15 protein-coding genes and 3 pseudogenes are annotated in these 23,305 nt (G+C 67.4%); 7 read left to right on the top strand and 11 right to left on the bottom strand.

The features are described 5' to 3' along the window. Positions 1-370: pseudogene (locus tag ACIRO3_RS30110) on the top strand (hypothetical protein); the annotation flags it as partial. Here ACIRO3_RS30110 and ACIRO3_RS30105 read toward each other — a convergent pair. The 4 genes from ACIRO3_RS30105 to ACIRO3_RS30090 form a co-directional block, all read right to left on the bottom strand. Further along, positions 316-711, bottom strand: coding sequence for a hypothetical protein (locus tag ACIRO3_RS30105; RefSeq protein WP_404141969.1), 396 nt, complete (start codon positions 709-711; stop codon positions 316-318). The pseudogene ACIRO3_RS30110 and the gene ACIRO3_RS30105 sit on opposite strands and share 55 nt — an antisense overlap. Before the next feature lie 269 nt (positions 712-980). Next, positions 981-1,208, bottom strand: a complete 228-nt coding sequence (locus tag ACIRO3_RS30100; protein ID WP_404141968.1) for a hypothetical protein — start codon at positions 1,206-1,208, stop codon at positions 981-983. A 215-nt stretch (positions 1,209-1,423) separates the two neighbouring features. Continuing rightward, positions 1,424-1,822 carry a hypothetical protein gene (locus ACIRO3_RS30095; RefSeq protein WP_404141967.1) on the bottom strand — a complete coding sequence of 133 codons (399 nt, stop codon included), beginning with the start codon at positions 1,820-1,822 and terminating at the stop codon, positions 1,424-1,426. Between the two features lie 480 nt (positions 1,823-2,302). Beyond that, the gene (locus ACIRO3_RS30090; protein ID WP_404141965.1) at positions 2,303-2,932 is read right to left on the bottom strand and encodes a class I SAM-dependent methyltransferase; all 630 of its coding nucleotides are present in this window, start codon (positions 2,930-2,932) and stop codon (positions 2,303-2,305) included. A gap of 36 nt (positions 2,933-2,968) precedes the next feature. Here ACIRO3_RS30090 and ACIRO3_RS30085 point away from each other — a divergent pair. After that, positions 2,969-3,334 (top strand): annotated as a pseudogene (locus tag ACIRO3_RS30085) (IS5 family transposase); the annotation flags it as partial. Positions 3,335-3,382: 48 nt separating this feature from the next. Here the strand turns inward: ACIRO3_RS30085 and ACIRO3_RS30080 are convergent. Next, positions 3,383-4,597: an IS110 family transposase gene (locus ACIRO3_RS30080; protein WP_404141963.1), complete on the bottom strand. Its 1,215-nt coding sequence runs from the start codon at positions 4,595-4,597 to the stop codon at positions 3,383-3,385. Between the two features lie 255 nt (positions 4,598-4,852). Here ACIRO3_RS30080 and ACIRO3_RS30075 point away from each other — a divergent pair. Further along, positions 4,853-5,414 (top strand): annotated as a pseudogene (locus ACIRO3_RS30075) (IS5 family transposase); the annotation flags it as partial. Here ACIRO3_RS30075 and ACIRO3_RS30070 read toward each other — a convergent pair. Next, positions 5,400-5,870 carry a lamin tail domain-containing protein gene (locus ACIRO3_RS30070; RefSeq protein ID WP_404141962.1) on the bottom strand — a complete coding sequence of 157 codons (471 nt, stop codon included), beginning with the start codon at positions 5,868-5,870 and terminating at the stop codon, positions 5,400-5,402. The pseudogene ACIRO3_RS30075 and the gene ACIRO3_RS30070 overlap by 15 nt on opposite strands. Before the next feature lie 1,302 nt (positions 5,871-7,172). Here ACIRO3_RS30070 and ACIRO3_RS30065 point away from each other — a divergent pair. From ACIRO3_RS30065 to ACIRO3_RS30050, 4 genes are all read left to right on the top strand, one after another. Then, positions 7,173-11,462, top strand: coding sequence for a LamG domain-containing protein (locus tag ACIRO3_RS30065; protein WP_404141960.1), 4,290 nt, complete (start codon positions 7,173-7,175; stop codon positions 11,460-11,462). A gap of 90 nt (positions 11,463-11,552) precedes the next feature. Beyond that, positions 11,553-16,355 (top strand): hypothetical protein, encoded by a 4,803-nt coding sequence (locus ACIRO3_RS30060; protein WP_404141958.1) that lies wholly within the window; start codon positions 11,553-11,555, stop codon positions 16,353-16,355. Then, positions 16,243-18,360, top strand: a complete 2,118-nt coding sequence (locus tag ACIRO3_RS30055; RefSeq protein WP_404141957.1) for a polymorphic toxin-type HINT domain-containing protein — start codon at positions 16,243-16,245, stop codon at positions 18,358-18,360. Before ACIRO3_RS30060 ends, ACIRO3_RS30055 begins: the two co-directional genes overlap by 113 nt. Then, positions 18,357-18,713: a hypothetical protein gene (locus tag ACIRO3_RS30050; protein WP_404141955.1), complete on the top strand. Its 357-nt coding sequence runs from the start codon at positions 18,357-18,359 to the stop codon at positions 18,711-18,713. The genes ACIRO3_RS30055 and ACIRO3_RS30050 overlap by 4 nt, the downstream gene beginning before the upstream one ends. Positions 18,714-18,810: 97 nt before the next feature. Here ACIRO3_RS30050 and ACIRO3_RS30045 read toward each other — a convergent pair whose 3' ends face one another. The 5 genes from ACIRO3_RS30045 to ACIRO3_RS30025 form a co-directional block, all read right to left on the bottom strand. After that, entirely contained in the window at positions 18,811-20,088 is a 1,278-nt protein-coding gene (locus tag ACIRO3_RS30045) for a tyrosine-type recombinase/integrase (RefSeq protein ID WP_404141953.1), read from the bottom strand. Further along, positions 20,088-20,306: a helix-turn-helix domain-containing protein gene (locus ACIRO3_RS30040; RefSeq protein WP_404141951.1), complete on the bottom strand. Its 219-nt coding sequence runs from the start codon at positions 20,304-20,306 to the stop codon at positions 20,088-20,090. The genes ACIRO3_RS30045 and ACIRO3_RS30040 overlap by 1 nt, the downstream gene beginning before the upstream one ends. Then, positions 20,306-21,751: a replication initiator gene (locus tag ACIRO3_RS30035; protein ID WP_404141950.1), complete on the bottom strand. Its 1,446-nt coding sequence runs from the start codon at positions 21,749-21,751 to the stop codon at positions 20,306-20,308. The genes ACIRO3_RS30040 and ACIRO3_RS30035 overlap by 1 nt, the downstream gene beginning before the upstream one ends. A gap of 152 nt (positions 21,752-21,903) precedes the next feature. Continuing rightward, complete coding sequence (locus ACIRO3_RS30030; RefSeq protein WP_404141948.1) at positions 21,904-22,659, bottom strand: DUF2637 domain-containing protein; 756 nt, start codon at positions 22,657-22,659, stop codon at positions 21,904-21,906. Positions 22,660-22,698: 39 nt separating this feature from the next. After that, a complete protein-coding gene (locus tag ACIRO3_RS30025) occupies positions 22,699-23,289 on the bottom strand; it encodes a hypothetical protein (protein ID WP_404141946.1) in 591 nt (196 codons plus the stop codon). Positions 23,290-23,305: the final 16 nt, after the last annotated feature.

Below are 23,305 nucleotides of genomic sequence, written 5' to 3'. Positions count from 1 at the left end.
CGACCCGAACAACACCACCGCCTGGGTATGGCCCGCCGGCCTCTACGCGAACACCGCGGGGGCCCCCGGGTACGAGGAATGCGACCAGAACAACGCCACCGGCACGATCCGCCCCACCCACGCCTCCGGCGCGAAGATCGACTACACCTTCAGCAGCCTCCCCAAGAACTGGTGCACCGTCACCACGACACCCCACTCCGACCACCGCGTTCTCAAAGCGTCAAAACCGGATGATCCAGGCGACAGCGACAGCGACACCGTCATCGCCGTCGTCGAACGTGCCGTCACTACGCACCGGACCCGGCGCGGACGGACCTACGGCGCGGCCACCCTCGTGAGTACCAGGGAGGGCGGCCCGTCCGGGTCGTAGTGGAAGTAGACCGTATCCTGGCTCTCCGTATAGAGCTGGATACCGGCGGTCATGCCGAGTCCATCGTCCTTGACCGTCAGGTAGACGAAGTCGCTGGCCTCTCGGTTGTCGAGGAACTCCCAGCTGCCGTGGAAGTCGGCCGGGTCGGAGGACCCTTCGATCGATAGGTCGGTGGCGGAGAACTTCCCATCGGATCCGAGCAGGATCTCGCCGCCCGTCTTTTCGTTGCGGTACAGGCCGGGCAGCTCGTCAGGGTCGACCGAGGCCGTGCACCCTGCGACGAGTACCGCGGCAGCCGTCAGTGTGATGACGAGCCGCCGTCGGCCTGTCCCTCTCCTCATCCAAGTCCCAGCAAGCATGTTCACAGGCTCCTCCCCCACGTTTGAACGCCCGACCTCGCGAAGCTTGAACGCCCGATCTCGCGACCGCGCACCCTATTTGAACACGCTCAATAATCGCGTCTCCTTCCGGTAGCACCCTGGGCACGGACTGAGCAGCATCTCCGTGCCATCCCTGATCGACGACTCCGTGAACTGGGACAACTACAGCAATGGCAGCGACTGAAGCCCTACCCAGCGCTTCCAAACACACGGAACGACCCTCAGCCCCGTCAGAACCCGGGACTCGACAAACCAGTGTGATTGGCGGACGGGGCCAAACGTGAGCCGAGGCGAAAGCGCATCTCGCCCGCGGCCTGGCGGACTTCCTCGGAGCTGGTCTCTTCTTCGAGGGCGCCAAGCAGCATCATGACCGCCCTGGCTTCGTCGCCGGTGAGGAGCTTTGGACGGGTGTCGGTGACGGCGTCCACGAGCACGCCGAGGAAGTCTTCGTCATCCATGTCCATACCGGGACAACGCCCGGCCGCGGCCACCGGTCACCGCACCGCACCCTGTGCGGCACCGGGGTTCTGTACTCCCGTCCGGGACTGTCTGTCAGTGCCGGCCGGTGGAGTCGGAGGCGGGGGCCCGAGCGGCTGGCTCCCTTCGTCGCTGCTTCCCGGCATCCACCTGACAGGGTCCAAGGCATGCCGGGGGGCGGGCCGGTGGATGGCGGTCAGCCGTGCGAGTGCCAGCCTCCGAAGCAGGCCAACAGGCTGCGGGTCGCGTCCTTCGACAGGCCGAGATCGGCGGCCACGCTCTGCGGGTCCTGGTCGCGGGCCTCGTGGGCCGGCCAGTGCGCGGTGCGTTGGGCGATGAGTTCCAGGGTGCGGGCGGCTTTGAGGGCTGCGGTCGGTGAGTCCTGGGCCAGGTTCTCCATCGCGGCGGTCACGGTGTGGAAGAGGGCTTCCAGCTCGGCGGGAAGGGGGACCGTGGTGTTGGCGACGGCGCGGATGTGGACGTCCCAGTCCTCCTCGCACCGCTCCGCGGTGGGCAGTCCGCTCTCGTGGAACAGAAGCTCCCCCGCCGTCGCCCAGTCGACGGCGTGCTGCGTTCCGGTCCAGCCGCAGAACACTCCGCGCGCAGCACATGTGCCTTGGGGCGCGCCTGGTAGGTGCCGGCGCCGTCGTAGACGCTCCAGTGGCTCACCTCCCAGCCCGAGCTGCCCGACGCCGAGTCGAAGTAGACCGGCTTCGGGGCCGTCCCGTCATCGAGGAGCACACCCACCCTGCCCTCGTGGGACCGTCCGTACTCATCCGACGTCCACGTCTCGTCCGTCTCCACAGACACCTCCAACACCATCCCATTGGGGCCGGGCTCCACGACCCCTGGCAGGACGATCCCGCTTGGCGTCCGGCCCGCATGGGTGTGTGCCGGGCGGCTGGCGGACTGCCCGGCACACGATCACTGCGGGTTCGGCTGCCGCCCGTTCACAGGCGGCAGGCCGTGGCCCGGGTTAGGGCCTGTCTGACAATCCGTGTCGGATCAGCGGGCGTCCACCGAGCCAGCAGTCCGGAGGTGCTCCGACCGTCTGGCGGGAATTGCCGAGCAGGACCTACGGACGGCGGGCCAGCAGGTGGGCGTCGAGGAAGCCCCGTTCGGAGCCCGGATCGTTGAGCAGCCTGGCGAAGGGAACGAGCCCGGCATCAGCCAGCAGTTCGGCGAGGCGGTCCGCCGGCCAGCTGTAGGCAGGTGTCACCTTGTGGTCGAACCGGACCGGCTCCGGTCCGTCGGTCCCGAAGAAGGAGATCAGGAGCAGGCCACCCGGCGCCAGGACGCGTACCTGCTCAGCAATCAGCTCCGGGAGTTCTCCCGGAGGGGTGTGGATCATCGAGTAGTGGGCCAGTACGCCGCCGAGTGCGCCGTCCTCGATCGGCAGGGATTCCATCCGCGCCTCCTGGAAGCGCAGTGCCGGATGGGCCCGCCGGGCGTGATCGACCATGCCGGGGGAAAGGTCGAGCCCCAAGGCGTCCAGGCCCAGTTCGTGCAGCATGGCCGTCAAATGCCCGGGCCCGCACCCGACGTCAGCCGCCCGCAGGTTGTCCGTCGCGCGTACCAGTTCGGCGAAGGTGCCGATCATGGCCCGGGTGAACGGCTGTGTCTCCAGCCGGTCCGCGAACAGCGATGCGTACAGCTCGACGACTTCGTCGTAGGCCACCCTGGTTTTGTCCTGATGATTTGTCACAGGCGGGACTCTATAGCCGGTGTGATCATTGATCTTGTGGCAGGTCGAGGTGAGCTGACGGATGCGGCGTGGGAGCGAGTAGAGCCCCTGTTGCCGCGGGCGGATGGGCGGGGTCGTCCGTGGCGTGATCACCGGCAGGTGGTCAATGGGGTGCTGTGGCGGCTGCGGACCGAGGCTCCTTGGCGCGACCTGCCCGAACGGTACGGACCTTGGCAGACCGTCTACGAGCGGTTCGCCCGCTGGGAAGCGGACGGGACCTGGGCGAAGCTGTTGGAACACGTGCAGGTCCGCGACGACGCGGTGGGCCGGGTGGAGTGGATCGTCTCTGTCGACGCCACGATCAACCGAGCCCACCAGCACGCGGCCGGTGCCCGCAAGGGGGCTGCGGGGGGGGTGTCTCTATGTCTTTCGTCAAGGATGTGGTGCCTGGTATGCGGGTGTTTGGGATGGTCATGCGGCGAGGGTGATGGTGGGGGTTCGGGATTCGTAGAAGGTGCCGTCTCGGAGCATGGCGAAGAGGACACTGATGCGTTGACGGGCGAGTCTCAGGAGGGCTTGTGTGTGGGTTTTGCCGCGGGCTCGTTGCCGGTCGTAGTAGGCGCGTGATGCCGGGCCGGCGTTCATGCAGGCGAAGGCGGAGAGGAACATCGCGCGTTTGAGTTGGCGGTTTCCGCCGCGGGGTGCGTGTTCGCCGTGGATCGAGGTCCCCGACGATTTCGTCGTGGGAGCGAGGCCGGCGTAGGAGGCGAGGTGGGCGGCACTTGGAAAGCCGGTCCCGTCGCCGACGGTGACCAGCAGGACGGCGGCGGTCCTGACTCCGACTCCCGGCATCGAGGTCAGGACCGAGTGAAGAGGGTGAGCCTCCAGCAGGCTGCTGATCTGCGCTTCCAGGGCTCGGCGCTGGTCATGGACCGCCGCGAGTGAAGCGGCCAGGGACGGGATCACGATATCGAGCGTGCCGGTTCCGGGAACGATGACGGTCTGCTCGTCGAGAGCGTCGAAGACCTCGTCGATCAGTCGCTGTGCCATCCGCGGGGCTTTCGGCCGGATCAGTTCAACGAGTCTGCGGCGGCCGGCTTTCCGCAGAGCGGCCGGGGATCCGTGGCGCTCGAGGAGCCAGGTGGCGGCCGGGTGGTCCAGTCGCGGGCCAAGCACGCGCTCCAGCGACGGGTGGAACTGGGTGAGCAGGCCGCGTATCCGGTTGCTGGTGCGGGTGGCCTCGGCGGCGAGGTCCTGGTCGAAGCCGGTCAGCACCGTGAGCTCGGCGGTGATCTCGTCGGCCGGCTCCAGCGAACGCAGGATGTGCGGCATGGTCCGGGCCGCGTCCGCGATCACCGCGGCGTCTTTGGAATCGGTCTTCGCCTCGCCCGGGTAGAGGTCGGCGATCCGCCGCATCGCGAGTCCGGGCAGGTAGGCGACCTCGCAGCCCGCGTCACGGGCGACGGTCAGCGGCAGGGCACCGATCGAGGCGGGCTGGTCCACGATCACCAGGACGGTGCCGAACTTGGCCTTGAGCTTGTCGAAGACGGCCCTCAGCTTCGGTTCGCTGTTGGGCATCGGCTTGTCGAAGACCTTCTTCCCGGCCGGGGTGAGCCCGTGGCCGTGATGGGCCGTCTTGCCGACGTCCATCCCGAGGAAGACGCCTATGCCTTCGGTCTCTAACATTGCACCCTTCCGCAGGTGTTGACCGTGCCGGCCTCGGCGATGGCACCGTGCTCGCGCATCCACGTTATGCAGACCTGCCGCCCGCGAACTGCCCGGCATTGCGCCGGACCGGACGGTGGCCGGGTCTCTCATCAGCGGCTCCGACGGCACCCCACGGACCCGGCGACACCACCCCCCAGGTCATGCCTTCGACAGAGGGGACACAGTCATACCGGGCCCGGAGGCCAGCGGCCCCATTGCAGGACCGCGAAAAAGATAACGGGGGGGGACGAACTGGAAGATCCGGGCTGTTCGCAGGCGCGTCAGGCCCTCGGCCGGTCTCGGGGCGGGCTGACCACCAAAGTCCACCTCGCCGTCGACGGCCGTGGCCTCCCGCTGTCCATCGTGCTCACACCCGGCAACGTGAACGACGGCACCGCCTTCGGCCAGGTCCTCGACAGCATCCGCATCCCGCGAGCCGTTACGGGCCGACCTCGCACGACACCGGCGCGGGTGCTGGGCGACAAGGCGTATTCCAGCCGGGCGATACGCCACCTGCTGCAGCGTCGGGGCATCGTTGCCACGATCCCCGAGCGCCGCGATCATAGCCAACCGACGACGACGCGGAACCCACGGCGGTCGCTCACCCGCCTTCGACAAAGACATCTACCGCAACCGCAACGTGGTCTAACGATGCTTCGCTCGTCTCAAGCAGTTCCGTGCGATCGCGACGAGGTTCGACAAGCTTGCCGATCGCTATCGGGCTGGAATCGTCGTGGCAGCTCTGATCCTGTGGCTTCGCGAGCCCGTCGGTGATCATTTGTCAGACAGGTCCTAGCGGCGGTGCCCCCCAGGACTCGGTGTCGACGGTGCGGTTGCGGTCGTCGCGCAGGGTGGCGGTGTCGGCGCGGTTGTCCCAGACGTGGTCGCGCTTGCCCTGGAACAGGTCGGTGCCGGAGTCGCGCCCGGATCCGGTGTGGACGCGGATGGTGGCGCGGCCGCCGATGCGGACCTCGTTGAAGCGGTAGCGGTTGCCGTCGGAGTCACGCAGCGTCCAGCCACGCAGGTTCACGGCCTGGCGGGTGGTGTTGCGGATCTCGACCCACTCCCCGTTCAGAGAACGGTTGGAGCGGTCGTCACGTCCGGGAGCGTCCGCCTGGACCCGGGAGATCTCCACCCGCGGGTGCCGGTCGTGACCCCGGTCCGCCGCAGTGGCGGGAAGCGCGGCGGACACGATCGCGCCGGCGGCCAGGACAGTGGCGCCGATACGGCGGGCGGTCGACGAAGCAGACATACGTGGCCCCTCAAGAACTGTGCCTCACCCGCCGATACGGATGCTGTACCGGTGCGGGTGCCCGGCCCGAGGTGGGCCGAGGACCCAAACTCTCGACCCGAAACGTGGCCGGACACAGCCCCCGACGAGGCCGGTTACCGACCCCGGACATTGCCGTCACACACGTCTGCGGGGTACACGCAAACCCCGTGAACGGGCCCTGACATTCGCTGACCGCTACACCCACCCAGGACGCGCACGGCACAATCGATCACCGCGCACCGGCGCACCACCGGGCGCACACGATCACTCCACCACCCAACCGGAGCAGCAAGTTCCGTAACGGCCGTTCTCCACGATTCTTCGCACGGGCATGCGGAAATCGTCCCTCGGAACGAATGTGGGTGACTGGTCGACGTCGAGGGAGAGTGGCTGCCTTAGCGTCCGGGACTGCCGTCAACTGGGAAAGGTTGCGCATCGAGCGGCGTGGGCGCTTGGCGAACCTCGGCATCCACCGGTTGGGATGACGCTGGCCGAGGGATCCGGATGCTCATCGGGCTCATCACCACGGCTGACGGTGACGCCGCAGGGTGGTGGAGAATCCGCTTCCGACGTCCAGGAGCCGTGCAGGGTGGCGCGTCTTGCGGTCAAGGGCGCGTTATGTGCGTGGTGATCCACCCGCAGGTCACTGAACGACGTGACGGCATTGACGCGACAGCCACTCCACGCGATCAGTGCGATCTGCCCCGGGGCTGCGGAAGCCACTTCGTCAGCGTCCACATCCAGCACGTCGCCGCCGTTGACCACGCACCGCATACGCGTCTCTACAGGTCGGGACTCAACCTGTCACCTCCAGCGCTACTACGACCGGCTTCAAATCCGCGCGTCGACTGCCTGAGCGTCAGCACTGGTGGTGCAGCCCTGACCCCAGGGGCGCCCACCGGACAGCTGGCGGTCGATCACGGGCATGTAGACGTCATAACGATTTCCGTAGCCCCCATTTGGTTGGCACCTTCGGATCTGGAGGCGGGGGTCCAACCATCCATCGACGGGCGATCCCAATTGGCTTGCTACCGAGCCTAGTTGATCGCAAATCCGGCCAGTTACCCTCAGTCCACACATGCACAGAAAATGCGCATATGGGCTCCGATTCCGCAACTTGACGTTGAACCTGAAAATTTCATTAAATTCCCAGGTTTGCAGATCGTTCTAACTCGTGGGGGGAACCACGGTGGCAAAACCACCGGGCCTTCGGCCTGCCCAAAAACAGTGTGGCGCCGAGGCGCCCCATCTCGCCTGACCACACTCGGCCTGGCGGCCGGTGTGGTCCTCACCGGCTGGATGCCGCCCGCCGTCGCCGCCTCAACCGGACCGGCGCCCACTCCCGCCGCCGCCGCGTCGAACAGCGACCTCGGACAGCAGGACACCCCGGAATCGCTAGCCGTGGCGGAAGCCAGAAAGTCCGGCAAGGACGTACCCGTCGCAGCGATGCGCCGGGAAGCCGGTGACGTCACAGCTCGCCCCGACGGCACCCTCGTCGCAACTTTGCACACCAAGCCGGTCCGTGCCCTGAAGGAGGGCATGTGGCAAGACATCGACACCTCGCTGCACAGGACCGCCGATGGCAGCGTCGCTCCTCGCATGACCCTGCCCGACGTGGCCTTCTCCGGGGGCGGCGAGCAGCCGCTGATCCGAATGAATCAATCCGGCAAGGAGGTTCGGCTGAACTGGCCCGACCCTCTTCCCGCGCCCGTGCTGGACGGGGACACCGCCGAGTACCGCTCGGTCTTGCCCGATGTGGATCTGCGGCTGACCGCCACGGAGACGGGCTTCACGCAGTTCATCGTCGTGAAGTCGGCGGCCGCGGCGAAGAATCCGCGACTCGATCGACTCCAGTTGGGGCTCAATGCCCCTGGGCTCACCATGCGGCAGGGAGCCGACGGTTCGCTCAAGATGACGGATGCCGTCGGTGGAACCGTCTTCGAGGCCCCCAAGCCGATCATGTTCGACTCCTCACCCGGCCTTACCGACGGTTCCGTGGTGCCTTCCGGCATTCATCATCAGGCAGGTCCTGAGTCGGCGACCCCTACCGGTAGGTCGGCCCGGACCGCGCTCGCGTCCGCGACCGGAACAGAGTCCCAGGCCCACACTGCCGATGTTCAGCTCTCCGTACCGACCGATCAGAAGAGCCTGCTTCTCACTCCGAACCAGAGCCTGCTGGACTCACCCGCCACCGTTTTTCCGGTGCTGATCGATCCGAATCTCCAGACCCCGCGCGCCAACGGCTGGGCCGGCATCTCCCAGTCTTGGGAGAACAACGCGTACTGGAAGTTCACGGGTGACTTCGGCACCGGGCGCTGCATCGCAGCGAGTTGTGCTTCAGGTGACGTCAAGCGCGTCCTGTACTCGTTCCCGGTCAAGGGCTGGGGCTTCGTCGGCAAGCGCATCCTGTCGGCCAAGCTGAATGTGTGGGAGACCCACGCTTTCAGCTGCACCAAGAAGCCGCTCCAGATGTACGCAACGTCGCGGATCGGCACGGGTACCACTTGGAAGAACTCCAGCAGTCCCAGCTTCTGGGTGCAGCACCTGCAGACCATCAATGCCGCCCGCGGCTACGACGGCTGCGCTGCGGGGTACGTGGAGTTCGGGGGCGGTACCTCGAATGCGTTGCGGGACAAAGTCCAGCAGGCCGCCAACGGCGACTGGGTGGACCTTACCCTTGGTCTCAAGGCCGAGAACGAGGCGGACGGCTACGCCTGGAAGAGGTTCAACAGCAACGCCGGCCTTCAGGTCACCTATAACCTTCCGCCCCGGCAGGCCCCGATGTCGGACCTGTCGATGTCCCCGGGCTCGGTGTGTTCCACTTCCGCCCTGGTCATCACCAAGCACCCGCAGATCACCGCGAAGGTCTCCGACCCGGACGGTGACGCCATTGGCGTGCAGTTCGGCGCGCACTGGGACAACGGTGACGGCACCGGGATGAGCGGGAAGTGGTACTCCACCGGCGCCCTGGGCACCGCTCCGCCAGGCAACACGTTCAAGGCCTCAGGCTCCGCGTTCTCCGTCACGCTGCCCGGCAGCGTTCCGCAGAACAAGCTGATCAACTGGGCGGTTCGCGGCTGGGACGGCACCGAATGGGGGCCGTGGAGCTACGACGGCAACCCCACCGCCTGCTACTTCCAGATCGACACCAGCGCTCCCGCGGGCCCCGTCACGACCTCGCCGCATTTCCCCGGCTCCACCGATGCGCAGGCCTCACTGCCCTGGACGGACGGCGTCGGCCGCTACGGCACTTTCACCTTCGACACCAGCTCTACCGATGCGGTCAAGTACCAGTGGGGCCTCAATCAGCTGCCTTCCGCGGCAAACTCGTTGACCACAACGGGCGGTGCCCCGCAACAGGTCAGCCTCCTGATGGAGAAGGAAGGCCCGCAGTTCGTCTCGGTACGGGCCTTGGACTCCGCGGGTAATGCCTCTGAGCCGACCACGTACTACTTCAACGTGCGCCGTGGCCAAGCCCCACGCGCGGGTTGGAGCATGGACGGGATCGATGGCGGAGGTGTCGCCGGCAGCTCTTCCGACTTGTCCGCGACCCTGGCAGCCGGTACAGCCGGGGCGCCCGGGCACATCGGGAACGGCGTCCTCCTCGACGGGACGCGGGCGCCGGACACCACCCCCGTGCAATACCTCAGCACCAGCGCGTCGGTCCTGGAGACCCATCGCAGCTTCACCGTGTCCGCCTGGGTGAAGGTCACTTCGCTGGCCAGCGCGCATCAGGCCGTCGTCAGCCAGACCGGCAAGCAGATGAGCTCCATGGAGCTGGGTATCAGCGAGGGCAAGTGGGCTCTCAAGACGCCGACCCTCGACGACTCCGCCACCAGCGGCTGGCATACGGCGTACAACGAGACCGCTCCGGTCCTCAACCAGTGGACGCATCTGGCCGGAACCTACGACGCCGACACCGGACTGACCACGGTGTTCGTCAACGGCCAGGCCGGGGCGCCCGTGGGCGCCACCGTCTTCAACGCCCGCGGTCCCATGGACATCGGGCGGATGCTCTGGCGCGGCACCTACACCGACCCCTGGTTCGGCTCCCTCGACGAGATTCGAGCCTACGACCGCTCGCTCTCGCCCTCCGAGATCACCGCGCTGGCCACCGACCAGCCAATCACCGGAGGCTTCGGAGCCAAGGCCGTCTGGACTTTGGACGAAGCGGGCACGACCATGGCCGGCCGGTCCGAGGTCTCAGGCCTCAAGCTCACCGGCAGTACGCAGCTCGTTCCCGGTGTAAAGGACAAGGCACTCGCTCTGGGCGCCACCGGATACGCCACCACCGCTCGCCCACACGTCGAGGTGGATGGCAGCTTCGCCGTGTCGGCGTGGGTGCGCCGACCCGCTCTGGTAGCCGGGGACACTGGCTCTAAGGTCATCCTCAGCCAGTCCGGCGCCCAGAACGCGGAGTTCACTCTCTCCTACTCCGGCGCCGACAAGAAGTGGGTGTTCGCCCGTCCCCAGTCGGACTCCGCCGCGGCCAACGTCGTGCAGGCCAAGCAGGCCACCTGCACCGCAGGCACCACCCTCACCGGCGGCATCCCCTGTGTCGGCCCGACGGCCGGCGAGTGGACCCACCTGCTGGGCGTGAGCGATACCGCTACCGGAAAGCTCCGGCTCTACGTCAACGGATTCCTGTCGTCGGAGACGGCGTTCGCGGGCAGTGGCGGCTGGAGTGCATCGAAGGCCTTCACGGTCGGCGCCACGGAAAGGAACGGCATCTTCAGCAGCCACTTCGGCGGTGACGTCGACGACATCGCCGTCTTCGACCGGGTGGTGACCCAGACCGAGGCACGCGAGATGCTCAAGCAGCGTCCGCAGCTCCTGGGACGCTGGAAGTTCAACACCGCCACGGCCGGCAGCACTCCCGGTGAGCCCGCCGGGGCGGCAGCCGCCGCCCTGTCCGCCACCGGCGCCGCCATCGTGGCCGATGGCGGGGTGACCGCGCTCGGCAGCCTGGCTCTCCAGGAACCGGGCTACGCCTCTACAACCGTCGCTCCTCGTACCAACGAGAGCTTCGCGCTCGCCGGGTGGGCCTCGGCGGGCTCGCCCATGAAGGACATGACGGTCATGTCTGTGGCGGGTGCCAACGAGTCTGCGATCAGCGTCGGCTGGCACTTTGACAAACTGGTCGACGGGCAGGCCACCGGATGGTGGGAAGCCAAGGTCACCGGTGTCGACGGGAGTACCGCCAACCACACCACGGTGACGCACACCTTTGACCAGTCCCTGTTCATCGGCGACTGGAACCACATCGCGGTCGTCTACGACGGGTTCTCCGGACAGCTGGCGCTCTACGTCAACGGAAACCTGGAGAACCAGATCTGCGCCGACGGGGCCGGGTCCGACTGCACCAGCCACGTCTCCTTCGCTCCGGTGACCACACCGTTCACCGCAAGCGGCGGTCTGCAGTTCGGCCGTAGCCGAACCGGCTCCCAGTGGGTCAAGCCGCTGACCGGCGAGATCGACGACGTCTGGGTCTATCAGGGGGTCCTCAGTCCGGCGCAGATCACCGCGCTGGCCGACCCCACCACAGAGCTCGACACGGCTACCGGGGTCTGACCGACCCGGCCGAACTCCGTCGGCTCTTCACTCCTAGTCAGTAGTCCGCTCGGGCCCCCGGCCCGAGCGGACTGCACGAGGTACCAGCAAATGAATGTCTTCAGCCGCCACAGGCGCGGCACGGCCCGCATAGCGGCAGTGGTCAGCGGCGTCATCGTCGCCACCCTGCTGCAAGGCGCCCCCGGCACTCCGGCGTTGGCGAACACGAAGGCCCCCCAGGCCCGTTCGCACGAACGTCCGGTCAAGGGGTCCGCAGGCAAGGTCAAGCCACGCACCACCAAGACGCCACCCGCAGTGGCGAAGCCCGCGATCACCTGGCCGAAGGCCGGATCCACCACCGTGAGGCTCGCCGCCTCTGCCGACCCCAAACCTACAGCCAGTGGTGCCCGAACCGCCAAGACCAGCCAGTCGCTAGCCGGGGCCACTGCCCCTCTACGCGCCGGCACCCTTCCCGTGCAGCTGGGCGCAGCCGAGGCGTTCTCGGCACCGACCGTCCCGCAGGAGGTGAAGGTCGAGGTCCTGGACCACTCTGCCGCGCAGCGGGCGGGCGTCGACGGGGTGCTGCTGACCCTGGACCGCGCCGACTCGGCCCCCCAGAGCGCCAACGTGGACGTCAGCCTCGATTACGGCACGTTCGCGCGGGCGGCAGGCGCCGGCTACGGCCAGCGCCTCAAGCTCGTACAGCTGCCTTCCTGTGCGCTGACCACCCCCGACCGGCCCGAGTGCCGCACGGCCACCCCCCTGCGGTCCACCAACAACCCGGAACGCAGCTGGCTCACCGCCAAGCAGGTGAGCGTGCCGGCCGCGCCGCACGTGACCGGTAAAGCCGGCGCTTCGGTCGCCCGGTCCCTGTTCGCCGCCGGTGGCGGCGCCGTGGTCTTGGCCGCGGCTCCCGCTGCGGCAGGTCCCGCAGGCAGCTTCAACGCGACTCCGTTGGCCGCCTCCGGCCGTTGGAGCGCCGACCTGAACGGCGGCTCCTTCAACTGGAGCTACCCGCTCACGGTGCCCGCGGTCCCCGGTGACCTCAAGCCCGAGCTCGGACTGTCCTATTCCTCGTCGTCCATCGACGGACGCAGCGCCAACAGCAACAATCAGGCGTCCTGGGCCGGTGACGGCTTCGGTATGGCGCAGGGCGGCTTCGTCGAGCGCGCTTACAAGTCGTGCGGCGACGACGGGGTCAAGGACGGGATCAACACGCCCGGTGACCTGTGCTGGGGCTACGACAACGCCACCATCAGCTTCCAGGGGCACTCCGGCGAACTCATCCCGGTCTCGGCCGACGAATGGCGCATCCAGGGTGACGACAACACCAAGGTCGTCCGGCTCCGCGACACCGGCCGCGGCAACGGTGACAACGACGGCGAGTACTTCAAGGCCACGCTGGCCGACGGCACCCAGTACTTCTTCGGCTACAACCGACTGCCCAACTGGGCCACCGGCAAACCGGAGACGAAGTCCGTGTTCACCGTGCCGGTCTTCGGCGACGACGCGAACGAACCGTGCCACGCTTCCACCTTCGCGTCTTCGTGGTGCCAGCAGGGCTGGCGCTGGAACCTGGACCTGGTGATCGACCCCCGCGGGAACGACATCACCTACTGGTACAAGCAGGAGACCAACTCCTACGGACGCAACCTCAAAGCGGCGGACGACACCCCCTACGTACGGGGCGGCTGGCTCGAGCGCATCGACTACGGCCAGCAGAAGGCCGACCTGTATTCCGACACCGTCAAGCCGACGGCTCGGATCACGTTCACGCCCGCCGAGCGCTGCCTGGAGACCACCGCCGGCCTCTGCGATCCCGCGAAAATCGATACCAACCGGCAATACTGGTACGACACGCCCTGGGACATGAACTGCAAGGCGGGGACGGACTGCGACAAGGGCCGCCTCTCCCCCAGCTTCTTCTCCCGCTACCGGCTGTCCGCGATCACCACGCAGACCCTGCAGAGCGACGGCACCTACAAGGACTCCGACCGCTGGGACCTCAAACACCACTGGGGCACCGCGGACAACGACTACCAACTCCTCCTGTCGTCCGTACAGCACACCGGCCTGGCCGGCACCACCCCGCTGACGGTTCCGCCGACCACCTTCTCCTACACCGCGATGGCCAACCGGCTGGACAAAGACGACGACGGCCGGCTTCCCTTCCACAAGAAGCGGCTGACCTCCATCGCGGATGAGTTCGGCGGCCAGATCGACGCCAACTACTCCCCCGCGGCCTGCGCCTGGTCGGCGCTGCCTACCCCGGAGAACAACACCACCCGCTGTTACCCCGTCAAGTACCAGCCGGTCGACGACGGCCCGATCACCAACGAGTGGTTCAACAAGTACGTCGTCGAATCGGTCTTGGCCACCGACCGTACCGGCGGCGCGCCGGACACCATGACCAAGTACACCTACCTCGGCGGAGCCGCCTGGCACTTCGACGACGACGACGGCATGACCCCGGAGAAGCTCAAAACCTGGTCCCAGTGGCGAGGCTACGGTCAAACCCGGGTCGAGACCGGCTCCACCCAGGCATTCACCTCCCAAGAGGACCACTTCTTCATCCGCGGCATGGACGGGGACCGCAACAACCCCTCGGACAAGACCAAGACCCGTTCGGTGCAGCTCGCCGACGGCGAGGGCGCAACGATCACCGACGACGAAGCCTGGCGCGGTCTCGAATACCGCAAACTGGACTTCGACCGGCCCGGCGGCAAAGTCCTGCAGAAGCAGGTGACCGTCCCCTGGAAGAAGGAAACCGCCAAGCGGGTCCGTGACTGGGGCACCACAACCGCCAACCTCGTCGGCATCTCCGCCACCCGCCAGTTCACCTCCTTGGACCAGGGAGCGGGCCAGTCCTGGCGCGAGGTCAGAAAGAACACCCCCGCCTTCGACGAATACGGGCGCCCGACGGTCGAGGAAGACCTGGGTGACATCGCGACCCCGTCCGATGACAGCTGCACCCGCACCACGTACGCCGACAACACCACGGCTTGGATCCTGACCGGCACCATCCGTGCCGAGAAGGTGGCCGGCACCTGCTCCAAGACCGTGGACCGCAAAACCCGCGCCGACGGAACCTCGGACGTCCTGTCCGACATCCGGACCCGTTGGGACGGCCAAGCGGCAGGGGCGGCCCCCACCAAGGGGCTGGCGACCCTCACCAGCTATCTCAAGTCCCGGTCCGCCACCCAGGCGGTCTACCTGGACAACGCCTCCACCTATGACGTCTACGGACGGCAACTGACCACCACAGGACTGGCTTCCACCAGCGTCTTCGACCCGGCCAACGAATCGGCGGCCCCGACCACGACCGCGCACACGCTGGCGCAGACCTCCACGACGGCTTTCACTCCGGCCACCGGCCGCCCGACCTCCATGAAGGTCACCAGCGCCCCCGCCACGGCAGGACAGGCCGCGAGCGCTCAAACCGTCACCACGGCCTACGACGGCCTGCGAACCCAGCCGATCTCGGTGACCGACACCAGCGGCCGCAAGACGGAGGTCGAGTACGACGCCCTCGGCCGGACCCGCAAGGTCTGGCAGCCCAACCGCTCCAAGGCGAGCGGCCAGAGCCCCAACGCCGAATTCCGGTACCACACCGAGGAAGGGAAGATCGCGGCCGTCGAGTCGCTGAGCCTGCGCAACGACGGCTCCCAAGAGTCCCGCTTCACCCTGTACGACGGATTCGCCCGCGCTCGCCAGAGCCAGGCACCCGGCGCGAACGGTGGCACGGTCCTCACCGACACCTTCTACAACGCGATGGGCCAGACCTCCCTGGAGTACGCCCCCTATTACGCGACGAAGGCCCCCGACGCCACGCTGTTCAAGGTGGAGGACGCCACAGGCGTCGAGACGCAAACCGCAACCGAGTTCGACGGCCTCAACCGGCCGGTGAAATCCACCCTCCTCAAGGGCAACGGCATCGGCACGCCTCTGGCGGTGACCACCACCGAATACGGCGGTGACCGCATCACGGTGACCCCGCCGCAGGGCGCAACGCCGACCACCACGATCTCCGACGCGGCCGGCAAGCCGACCGAGGTCCGCGAGTACAAGGCGACCACGCCCACGGGCCCCTACGACACCACCGTCCGCGCCTACGACGCACTGGGCAACCTCGCCCGACTGACCGACGCCGGCGGCAGCGTCTGGACCTGGTCATACGACCAGCTCGGACGCCAGACCAAGGCCGTGGACCCCGACACCGGCACCACCACCAGCAGCTACAACGACCGCAGCCAGAAAATCGCGGTGAAGGACGGCCGCGACAAGACCGTCTCCTTCGTCTACGACAACCTCGGCCGCCAACTGGAAACCCGCGAGGGAACAACCTCTGGTCCGCTGCTGACCTCCCAGACCTGGGACCCCGTAGGCGCCCCGGGCCAACTGGCGAGCAGCACCCGCCACCACACCGTGGGCGGCACCACCTACCAGTACAAGATGACTCTCGCCAACTACGACGCCATGCTGCGTCCCGGCAAGACCACACTTACCGTGCCCTCCGTCCCCGGCCAGGAAGCCTTGGCCGGCTCATACGTCACAGGCTCAACCTTCAACCTGGACGGCACCCAAAAGACGACCAGCGTCCCGGCCGGGGGCAACCTGACCGCCGAAACACTCTCCTTCACCTACGACCCACTGCACCAGCTCACCGCCGTAAGCAGCGGCCTCGGCAGCTACCTGACCGGACAGACCTACACACTGACCGGTAAGCCGCTGCAGACCACCCTCAAGGCCGGCGGCCAGGACACCTGGATCACCGACAGCTACGAGTACGGGACCCAACGCCTTGCGACCCGCCGCAGCGGCCCAGATCGGCGGCCCCGCTCCCTACTGGAACAGCTACTCCTACAACCCCGACGGCACCCGCAAGACGGAAACCCGACACGACCTGTCCGGTGACAGTGCCAAGAACAGCGTCCGCACCTACCAGTATCCGGCGACAGGCGCGGCGCAACCGCACACCCTGCTCGGTACTTCCACCCAGACGGGCACCGGCACACCGGTCCACCAGAGTTACGGCTACGACACGGCCGGCAACACCACCTCCCGCACCCTCGTCCCCGCCCCGGGAGCGACGAGCCAGCAGGCTCTGACCTGGAACACAGAGGGCAAGCTCAGCAAACTCCAGGACACCACCCCGGGAACCGGCACCTCGACAAAGACCGCCGAATACATCTACACGCCGGACGGCAGCCGACTCGTCGCCCACGAGACAGACAACGCGGACCCGAACGCCACCCGCACCACCCTGTATCTGGGGTCCATGGAGCTGGAACTCCGCAAGGGCGCCGCGAAACCGACAGCCACCCGCTACTACGCGCTCGGCAGCGCCAACGCCGTCCGCGAAGACAACGGAGACCTGTCCTTCCAGGTCAGTGACCACCACAACACCGGCACCCTGTCAGTGGACTCCGCGACCGGGGCCATCGAACACCGCCGCATGACACCGTTCGGCGTACCGCGCGGCACCAAACCTGCGAACTGGGCCGGCAGCAAGGGATTCGTCGGCGGCACCATCGACGCCACCGGCCTGACCCACATCGGCGCCCGCGAGTACGACCCCTCCACCGGCCGATTCATCAGCGCGGACCCCCTTCTCGATGCGAACCGACCCCAAACCCTCAACGGCTACGTCTACGCGGCCAACAACCCGGCGACACTCAGCGACCCGAGCGGCGCATCCATCCTCGACTGGCTGACTGACCTCCTGTCGCCGTTCAGCAACGGCTTCTTCGTGGCCGTCAAGAAGGCCTTCGGGTTCGCCACGGCCATACGATCCGGCAGCTCGCACATTCAGGTCACCCCGGGCAAACAAACCTGCCACTACGCCATGGGCAGCAATCAATGCTCGACAAGCTCACCGCAATACAAGCTCGTCAACGGCCCCGCAGCACCGTTCAAGGAGCACCAGAAAGCGGTCAACACCACCAGCAGCGGCTACCCCGCCTGCCCTGACTGCATTGGCGAGCAAGGCAACCCTGCAGTCATGAAGGAGATAGCGCTCGCCGTGTGCAGCGCGATCCCTGTCCTCGGGACCGGATGCGATGCCTACGACCTACAGCGGGCCCGCAACGAAGGCGACACCTTCGGAACGGTAACGGGCATCCTGGGATTCATCCCGTTCGGCGACGTCCTGAAATTGCCCAAGATCATCGACAGGATAGCCGAAGCAGGAAAAAAAGTTCCGTGCAGGTGCTTCCTGGCCGGCACGAAGGTGCTGATGGCCGACGAATCCACGAAAAACATCGAGGACATCGAGGTCGGCGATACCGTTTTGGCGGCTGACCCCGCCACGGGAGAAACCTCACCACAGAGAGTCACCCGACTCATCGAGACGGAGGACGACAAACACTTCAACGAACTGTCAATAGCCACACCTTCCGGGATCGAAAAGCTCACAGCCACCCACGAGCACCCATTCTGGTCCCCCTCAAAGAACGACTGGGTCAACGCATCCCAACTGACCCCCGGCACGACCCTGCGGACAGACACCGGCGAAACCGTCGTCGTGACCACCAACCGTGCCTACACCCAACACGCCAAGACATACAACCTCACCGTCGCCGTACTCCACACGTACTATGTACTGGCTGGCGAGACTCCGGTCCTCGTTCACAATTCGGGGCCGTGTAATACCCCGCTGAAGTCACTGCATCCAGACAGTTCGCTCGATAAGAGTTCGTTGGACTTCTGGCACAAGCAAGATACGGACGACGTCGTCTTCTCCTTGCGGCCGGGAGCACATGAACCGCTGATCGCAAAGCCGGACGGAACCATCATGAACGGAAACACCAGAGTCGCAGTTCTGCGGTCGCGTGGATACGACGTCGATTCATTGCCCCGTGAGCCCTATGGTGGCGGCCGGAGAATGTCGGACGAGGATTTCTGGGACATGGATCAATGAACATTCGAGACCAAGTTCTGGCGATCCTAAGCTCGGAGTCCAAGGAAGCGTTCCTGCTGGCCATGGGGCATCGACTCGGGATCTCGGCGCGCGAAATCTTCACGGAAGATGGTTTGGATGGGTTGCAGCGCGCCCAAGCCTGCAATGAGATGATGATCTCAATTTGGGCGCAGGTCTGGGCGATGAAAGAAGGCCAGGTGAACGGCTATCCGGACTCAGATTTCCTTTCGGTCCTGTTGGACAAGGCTGACGTAGGGGGAGCGCGGCCGCATCTTCGGAATGCGATTGAAAGTGCGCTGCTTGCCATACATGACGCTGGGGCGGCAGATCAGCGGAGCGTAGAAGGTCCTTAAAGCGCCCAAGGGTGAAATAAGAGGGTGCTGAGAAGCCCCGCCGGAGCACGTTCCGGCGGGGCTTCTGTGACGTTTGACGGCAACGGTGACGGCAACGTCAGCGGACGACCGTTGCGGCGGGTGGGTCCTCCGGTTCCTCGTTGTCCCCGCTGAGCGCGTCGTTCAGGGTGTCGATGGCTTGGCGTTGGAGGCGGAGTCGTACGTGGGCGTAGACGCCGGCCGTGACGCCGATATGGGCGTGGCCGAGGAGTTCTTTGATCACGACGAGGTCGACGCCTTGCTCCAAGAGCAGGGTGGCCGTCGAGTGGCGCAGGTCGTGGAAGCGGATGCGGCGGAGTCCTGCCCGGTCGAGGAGGCCACGGAAGCGGCGGGTGAGGTTGGTGGGGTCGAAGGGTCTGCCGGTGGGGGTGGTGAAGATGAGCTCGTTGTCCTTCCAGCCCGTTCCAGCGGCCCGGCGTTCTTCCTGCTGCCGTTCCCGGTGGATTTTGAGGGAGTTGACGCATTCGGTGGGCAGCGCGATGCGGCGTTCGGAGGCGCGGGTCTTGGTGTGCAGGGTGGTCAGGCCCTGGGTGCGGGTGCGCTGGAGGGTGCGGCGGATGCTGACGGTGCCGCCTGCCAGGTCGAGGTCTTCCCAGCGCAGGCCGAGGAGTTCGCCTTTGCGGAGACCGGTGCGCAGGGCGAGTTCGTACAGCGCGTTCAGCCGGTCGCCGCTGGCCGCCTGGAGGAACTGCCGGGCCTCGGCCGCGGTGAGGGGCTGGAAGCGTCTGGGGCGGGGTGTGGGGGTCTTAACGTTGCGGGCGACGTTGCGCGGCAACTCGTCCTCGCGAACGGCGTGTTCGAGTGCGGACTTGAGGACGGCGTGGACGTAGGCGACGGTCAGCGGGGAGAGCACCGTGCGGCAGCACTGGCCGACGGCGCAGCAGGTCCGCCGGGCGGTGTCCCGCTTCTGGGTGCAGCACTGGCAGGTGGTGCGGAGTCCGTCGAGGAAGGTTCGCACGTCACGGGTGGTGAGCCGGGCGAGCTTCTTCGCTCCGAGGCCGGGGATGAGGTGGAGGCGGATGCAGGAGTCGTAGCGGGTGTGGGTGTTCTCCCGCAGATAGTGGACGGCGACGCCGTTCAGCCAGTAGGTGAGGTAGGCGCTCACGGTGCTGTCGGCCGCCGCGACGGGCAGGCCCCGGTTGCTGGCGGAGATCTTCTCGGTGAGCTTGGCGAGGGCGTCTTTGCGAGTGGTGCCGTAGACGCGGACGCGCTTGCGGGTGTTACCGGGGGCCAGCACGTATCCGGCGGCTTCCCAGCGGCCGTCCTTGCGCTGGTAGACGGTCCCGTCCCCGTTGGCGCGGCTACGGCGAGTCGACGCGGGGCGCGAGGTGGTCATCAGGCAGCTTCCTGGTCGAGGCGGGTACGGATGAAGTCCGTGAGGATGTGCGCGGGGATGCGACGGGCGCGGCCGAGAGTGATCGAGGCGAGCTGACCGGAGCGGAGTAGGTCGTAGACGGTCGAGCGGCCGAGCTGGAGGCGCGCCATCACCTGGGGGACCGTCAGCAGCTCCTGCATGGCGCTTGGACCCTGATGGTTCGTGGTGGGCGAGGCCATCAGCAGCCGCCTTCTGCTATGAACTGGCGTTCCAGCTCTCTGTGGTGCCAGACGGCAGCGGCGAGGAGTGCCGCGCCGGGGCTGTAGCCCGAACCGTGGTAGGCCCAGTGGCCGACGACGAGGATGCTGCTCGGGTCGAGGTCGGGCAGGCCGGCGAGGGCGCGGGCCTGTTCGGTGCGCCAGGCGCGGCGGGCGTCGCGCAGTGCGCCGAGGGTGACGGAGTAGCAGCGGGACTTGGTGGAGAAGTGGCCGCGGAAGCCGAGCATGTGCGCCCACTTCCAGAGCTTGAGGTCAGCGAACTCCGGCAGCTTGCCCAGCTCCCAGCAGGTGCGGATCATCTGCCGCACGTGACGGGCGACCGCGAGCCGCGGCAGGGGCCGGGCCTGTCCGGTGCCGTTGCAGGCGGTACATGGAAGCGGGGTTCCTTGGGGCAGCAGGGTGGCGCCGCGTCCCTGGCAGGGGCGGCAGTACAGGGCGCGGTCGAGGGTGCCGGAGGCGTCGGCGGACTTGGTGGCGTATCTGGCCACGTAGGCAGCGACGGCCTGGTCGGTCAGTTCGGCGTCGGTGCCGAAGGCGGCGATCTCACGTACGTCGAGCTGTTCGCCCCAGATGAGTTCGCGTTCCCCGAGCGCGTCCGACACGACGGTTACACGGACGCGGGCGGCAGCAGCCCGGATGGCATCGGCGAGCACGACGACGGTGGCGTACGGCGGTGGGGGCTGGGTGCTGCCGTCCGGTCCGTCGAGGCGGATCACGGCGTGGAAGTGGACCAGGCCGCGCTTCTGGTACTCGGCGACCTTGGCGAAGGAGACCCGCAGGACCGTGCGGGCGGCCTTCTGGGTGAGGTCGAGTCGGGCTGCGATCTCGCGGCGCAGGTAGATCGTGAAGCGTGCCCACAGCGCGGAGGCGTGGGCGTTGAAGAGGACCGCGCCCGCGTAGTCGTAGGTCATCGGATTCAGCGGCGTGCCCAGCGCGGCGTCGGAGGGTTCATGGAGCTTGCGGCAGCGGCAGGGCCGGACGTCGCCGCCGGGCGTGGTGGGGCGGTTGTGGACGGGGCCGAAGGAGGGGGCGGTGAGGGTGGCGAAGACGCGGGGGTGGGTGCGGACGGTTTCGGGGACGGTCTTGCCGCCGGTCAGGCCAGCGCGGATGAGGTGGTAGGTGTCGGCTGCGTAGAGGCGGGAGCAGGCCGGGCAGCGGGAGGCACGGCGGTTGCCGCACGCGGTGAGCAGGCTGCCCGTGGGCTCGTCGGACGTGGCGTAGGAGCGCAGCACCTCACCGGTCGTGGTGTCCACGGTGGCGCTCTGACCGTTCAGGCGTACGGGTTCGGTGCAGCCGCCGAGGCGTTCGATCTGCTGATGTGCGCGGTCGAAGTCGGGCAGGTTGACCAGGTGGAGCAGGTCCCGCACGGCGGGGCTTGCCACGTGGCGCAGGTCCAAGGTGACCATGTCGGGGCGTATCCCTTCTGAGGAGGGCGGGTGACCCCGAGCAGCAACCAGCCAGGCAGGCAGGCGTGTTGATGCTGCTCGGGGCATGGCAAACCGGGCCCATTGGCGGGTCGTGGGTTTGGCGAGGGTGATGTGGCCGGCGGGGCCGGGGCTCAGAGCTGAGCGAGTGCGGCGGTGGCCACCGGCCGGGCGACGCCCATGCGGTTCCCCAGCTGGGCGGGGGTGATCACGGCCCCGTGCTCGGTGTGGTGGGTGTCCGCGATGCGCCGGGCTGCGTCGAGCAGCGCGGAGGGCAGGGACGGTCCGGCGGCGGTCGCGGCCGTCTTGGTGACGGTGACCGACGGGGCGGCCGGGGCCGGGGTGGGAGCGGACTTCGGTCCCTCGACCACGGAAGCGACCACGGCCGGGACAGGTGCAGCGGCGGGAGTAGGGGGCACTGTCTCGGGTGCGGGTGCCTCATTGGGCACCGGCTCGGGGGCAGGGAGGGTGGTGTTGGCCTCCAGGTGCGGGGTGGTGTGGAACTGGGCGAGGAAGGCGGGGCCGACGTGGCCCCAGCCGAGCAGCAGGAGCGGGGCGACGGTGTCCAGGCAGGCACGTCCGTAGCGTCCGGTCAGCAAGGGTTCGGCGGTGTTCAGGGCGAGCGTGAGCAGGCCGCAGAGGTGGAGCAGACGGGTGCCGGCCTTCAACTCCGTCTTGGGGATGCCGCGCAGGGCGAGGAAGCGCAGGGCGACGAGGAGCCCGACGACGGACAGGTCCACCATGGGTGCGATCAGCGGCGCGATCGGGCGGGGTACGCCGAGCCGCAGGCCGAGCGCCCAGACATTGCCGAAGGAGAAGACGAAGGCCAGGACGGCGATGACCGCCATGGCCACGGTCACGGTGCGCCGGGTGAACCGTTCCTCCGCCATGTGCGGAGTCCTCCTCTCAAATGTGGGGTTCGGTGGCGCTCAGGGCTTATCCGGGGTGACGTCGAGGTCGTCCGGATCGGTGTCGTCCCCGGGCATTGCCCGGCCGGTGGTGTCGAGGAGGGCGTCCAGGCGCAGGGCGGGGTCGGCGGTCAGGTGGGAGGTGGCTTCCGCGATGCGGGCGGCGTCGGCGTCGGAGACGTAGGGGGTGCGGATGCGGGTGTAGCCGGGGCGGCCCTGCATCGCCATGACCGCGACGCCGACGTATGCGGGGTCCTGCAAGGTGACCGGGCTGGCGTCGGGCCAGTTGCGGATGTCGTCGCCCAGCGCGGCCACCGCGGCTTCTGCGGTCTTCTGCGCGAAGGACAGCCCGATGGGGCAGACGTCGCGGATGAAGGTGGGGATGGCGTCGCCGGTGGTCTTCTGGCTGATCAGGATCACCAGCATCCCGACGCTGCGGCCCTTCTTGACCAGGTCCTCCACCAGCCGGGCGTTCTCTGCCGTCAGCGCGGCCAAACGTTTCGTCTCGGCGTCGCTGCCCTTGTACTCGCGGAAGAACGTGTGCGCCTCATCGATGATCGCCACAGTGAGCGGCCACTCCGGTGAGGGGCCGACGTGCCACATGTTCTTCACGCCCAGCACATCCCGG

Source organism: Streptomyces sp. NPDC102278 (assembly GCF_044766345.1).
Taxonomy (GTDB): Bacteria; Actinomycetota; Actinomycetes; order Streptomycetales; family Streptomycetaceae; genus Streptomyces.
Note: the sequence above shows the minus strand (reverse complement) of the source record. Positions and strands in the feature narration are given on the sequence as shown.

Bases quoted from the DNA above. Each gene is read 5' to 3' on its own strand.
- ACIRO3_RS30045 (WP_404141953.1), bottom strand. From the start codon at position 20,088: ATGACCACCTCGCGCCCCGCGTCGACTCGCCGTAGCCGCGCCAACGGG.
- ACIRO3_RS30035 (WP_404141950.1), bottom strand. From the start codon at position 21,751: ATGGTCACCTTGGACCTGCGCCACGTGGCAAGCCCCGCCGTGCGGGAC.
- ACIRO3_RS30070 (WP_404141962.1), bottom strand. From the start codon at position 5,870: ATGTCTGCTTCGTCGACCGCCCGCCGTATCGGCGCCACTGTCCTGGCC.
- ACIRO3_RS30030 (WP_404141948.1), bottom strand. From the start codon at position 22,659: ATGGCGGAGGAACGGTTCACCCGGCGCACCGTGACCGTGGCCATGGCG.
- ACIRO3_RS30040 (WP_404141951.1), bottom strand. From the start codon at position 20,306: ATGGCCTCGCCCACCACGAACCATCAGGGTCCAAGCGCCATGCAGGAG.
- ACIRO3_RS30060 (WP_404141958.1), top strand. From the start codon at position 11,553: ATGAATGTCTTCAGCCGCCACAGGCGCGGCACGGCCCGCATAGCGGCA.
- ACIRO3_RS30105 (WP_404141969.1), bottom strand. From the start codon at position 711: ATGAGGAGAGGGACAGGCCGACGGCGGCTCGTCATCACACTGACGGCT.
- ACIRO3_RS30100 (WP_404141968.1), bottom strand. From the start codon at position 1,208: ATGGATGACGAAGACTTCCTCGGCGTGCTCGTGGACGCCGTCACCGAC.
- ACIRO3_RS30050 (WP_404141955.1), top strand. From the start codon at position 18,357: ATGAACATTCGAGACCAAGTTCTGGCGATCCTAAGCTCGGAGTCCAAG.
- ACIRO3_RS30080 (WP_404141963.1), bottom strand. From the start codon at position 4,597: ATGTTAGAGACCGAAGGCATAGGCGTCTTCCTCGGGATGGACGTCGGC.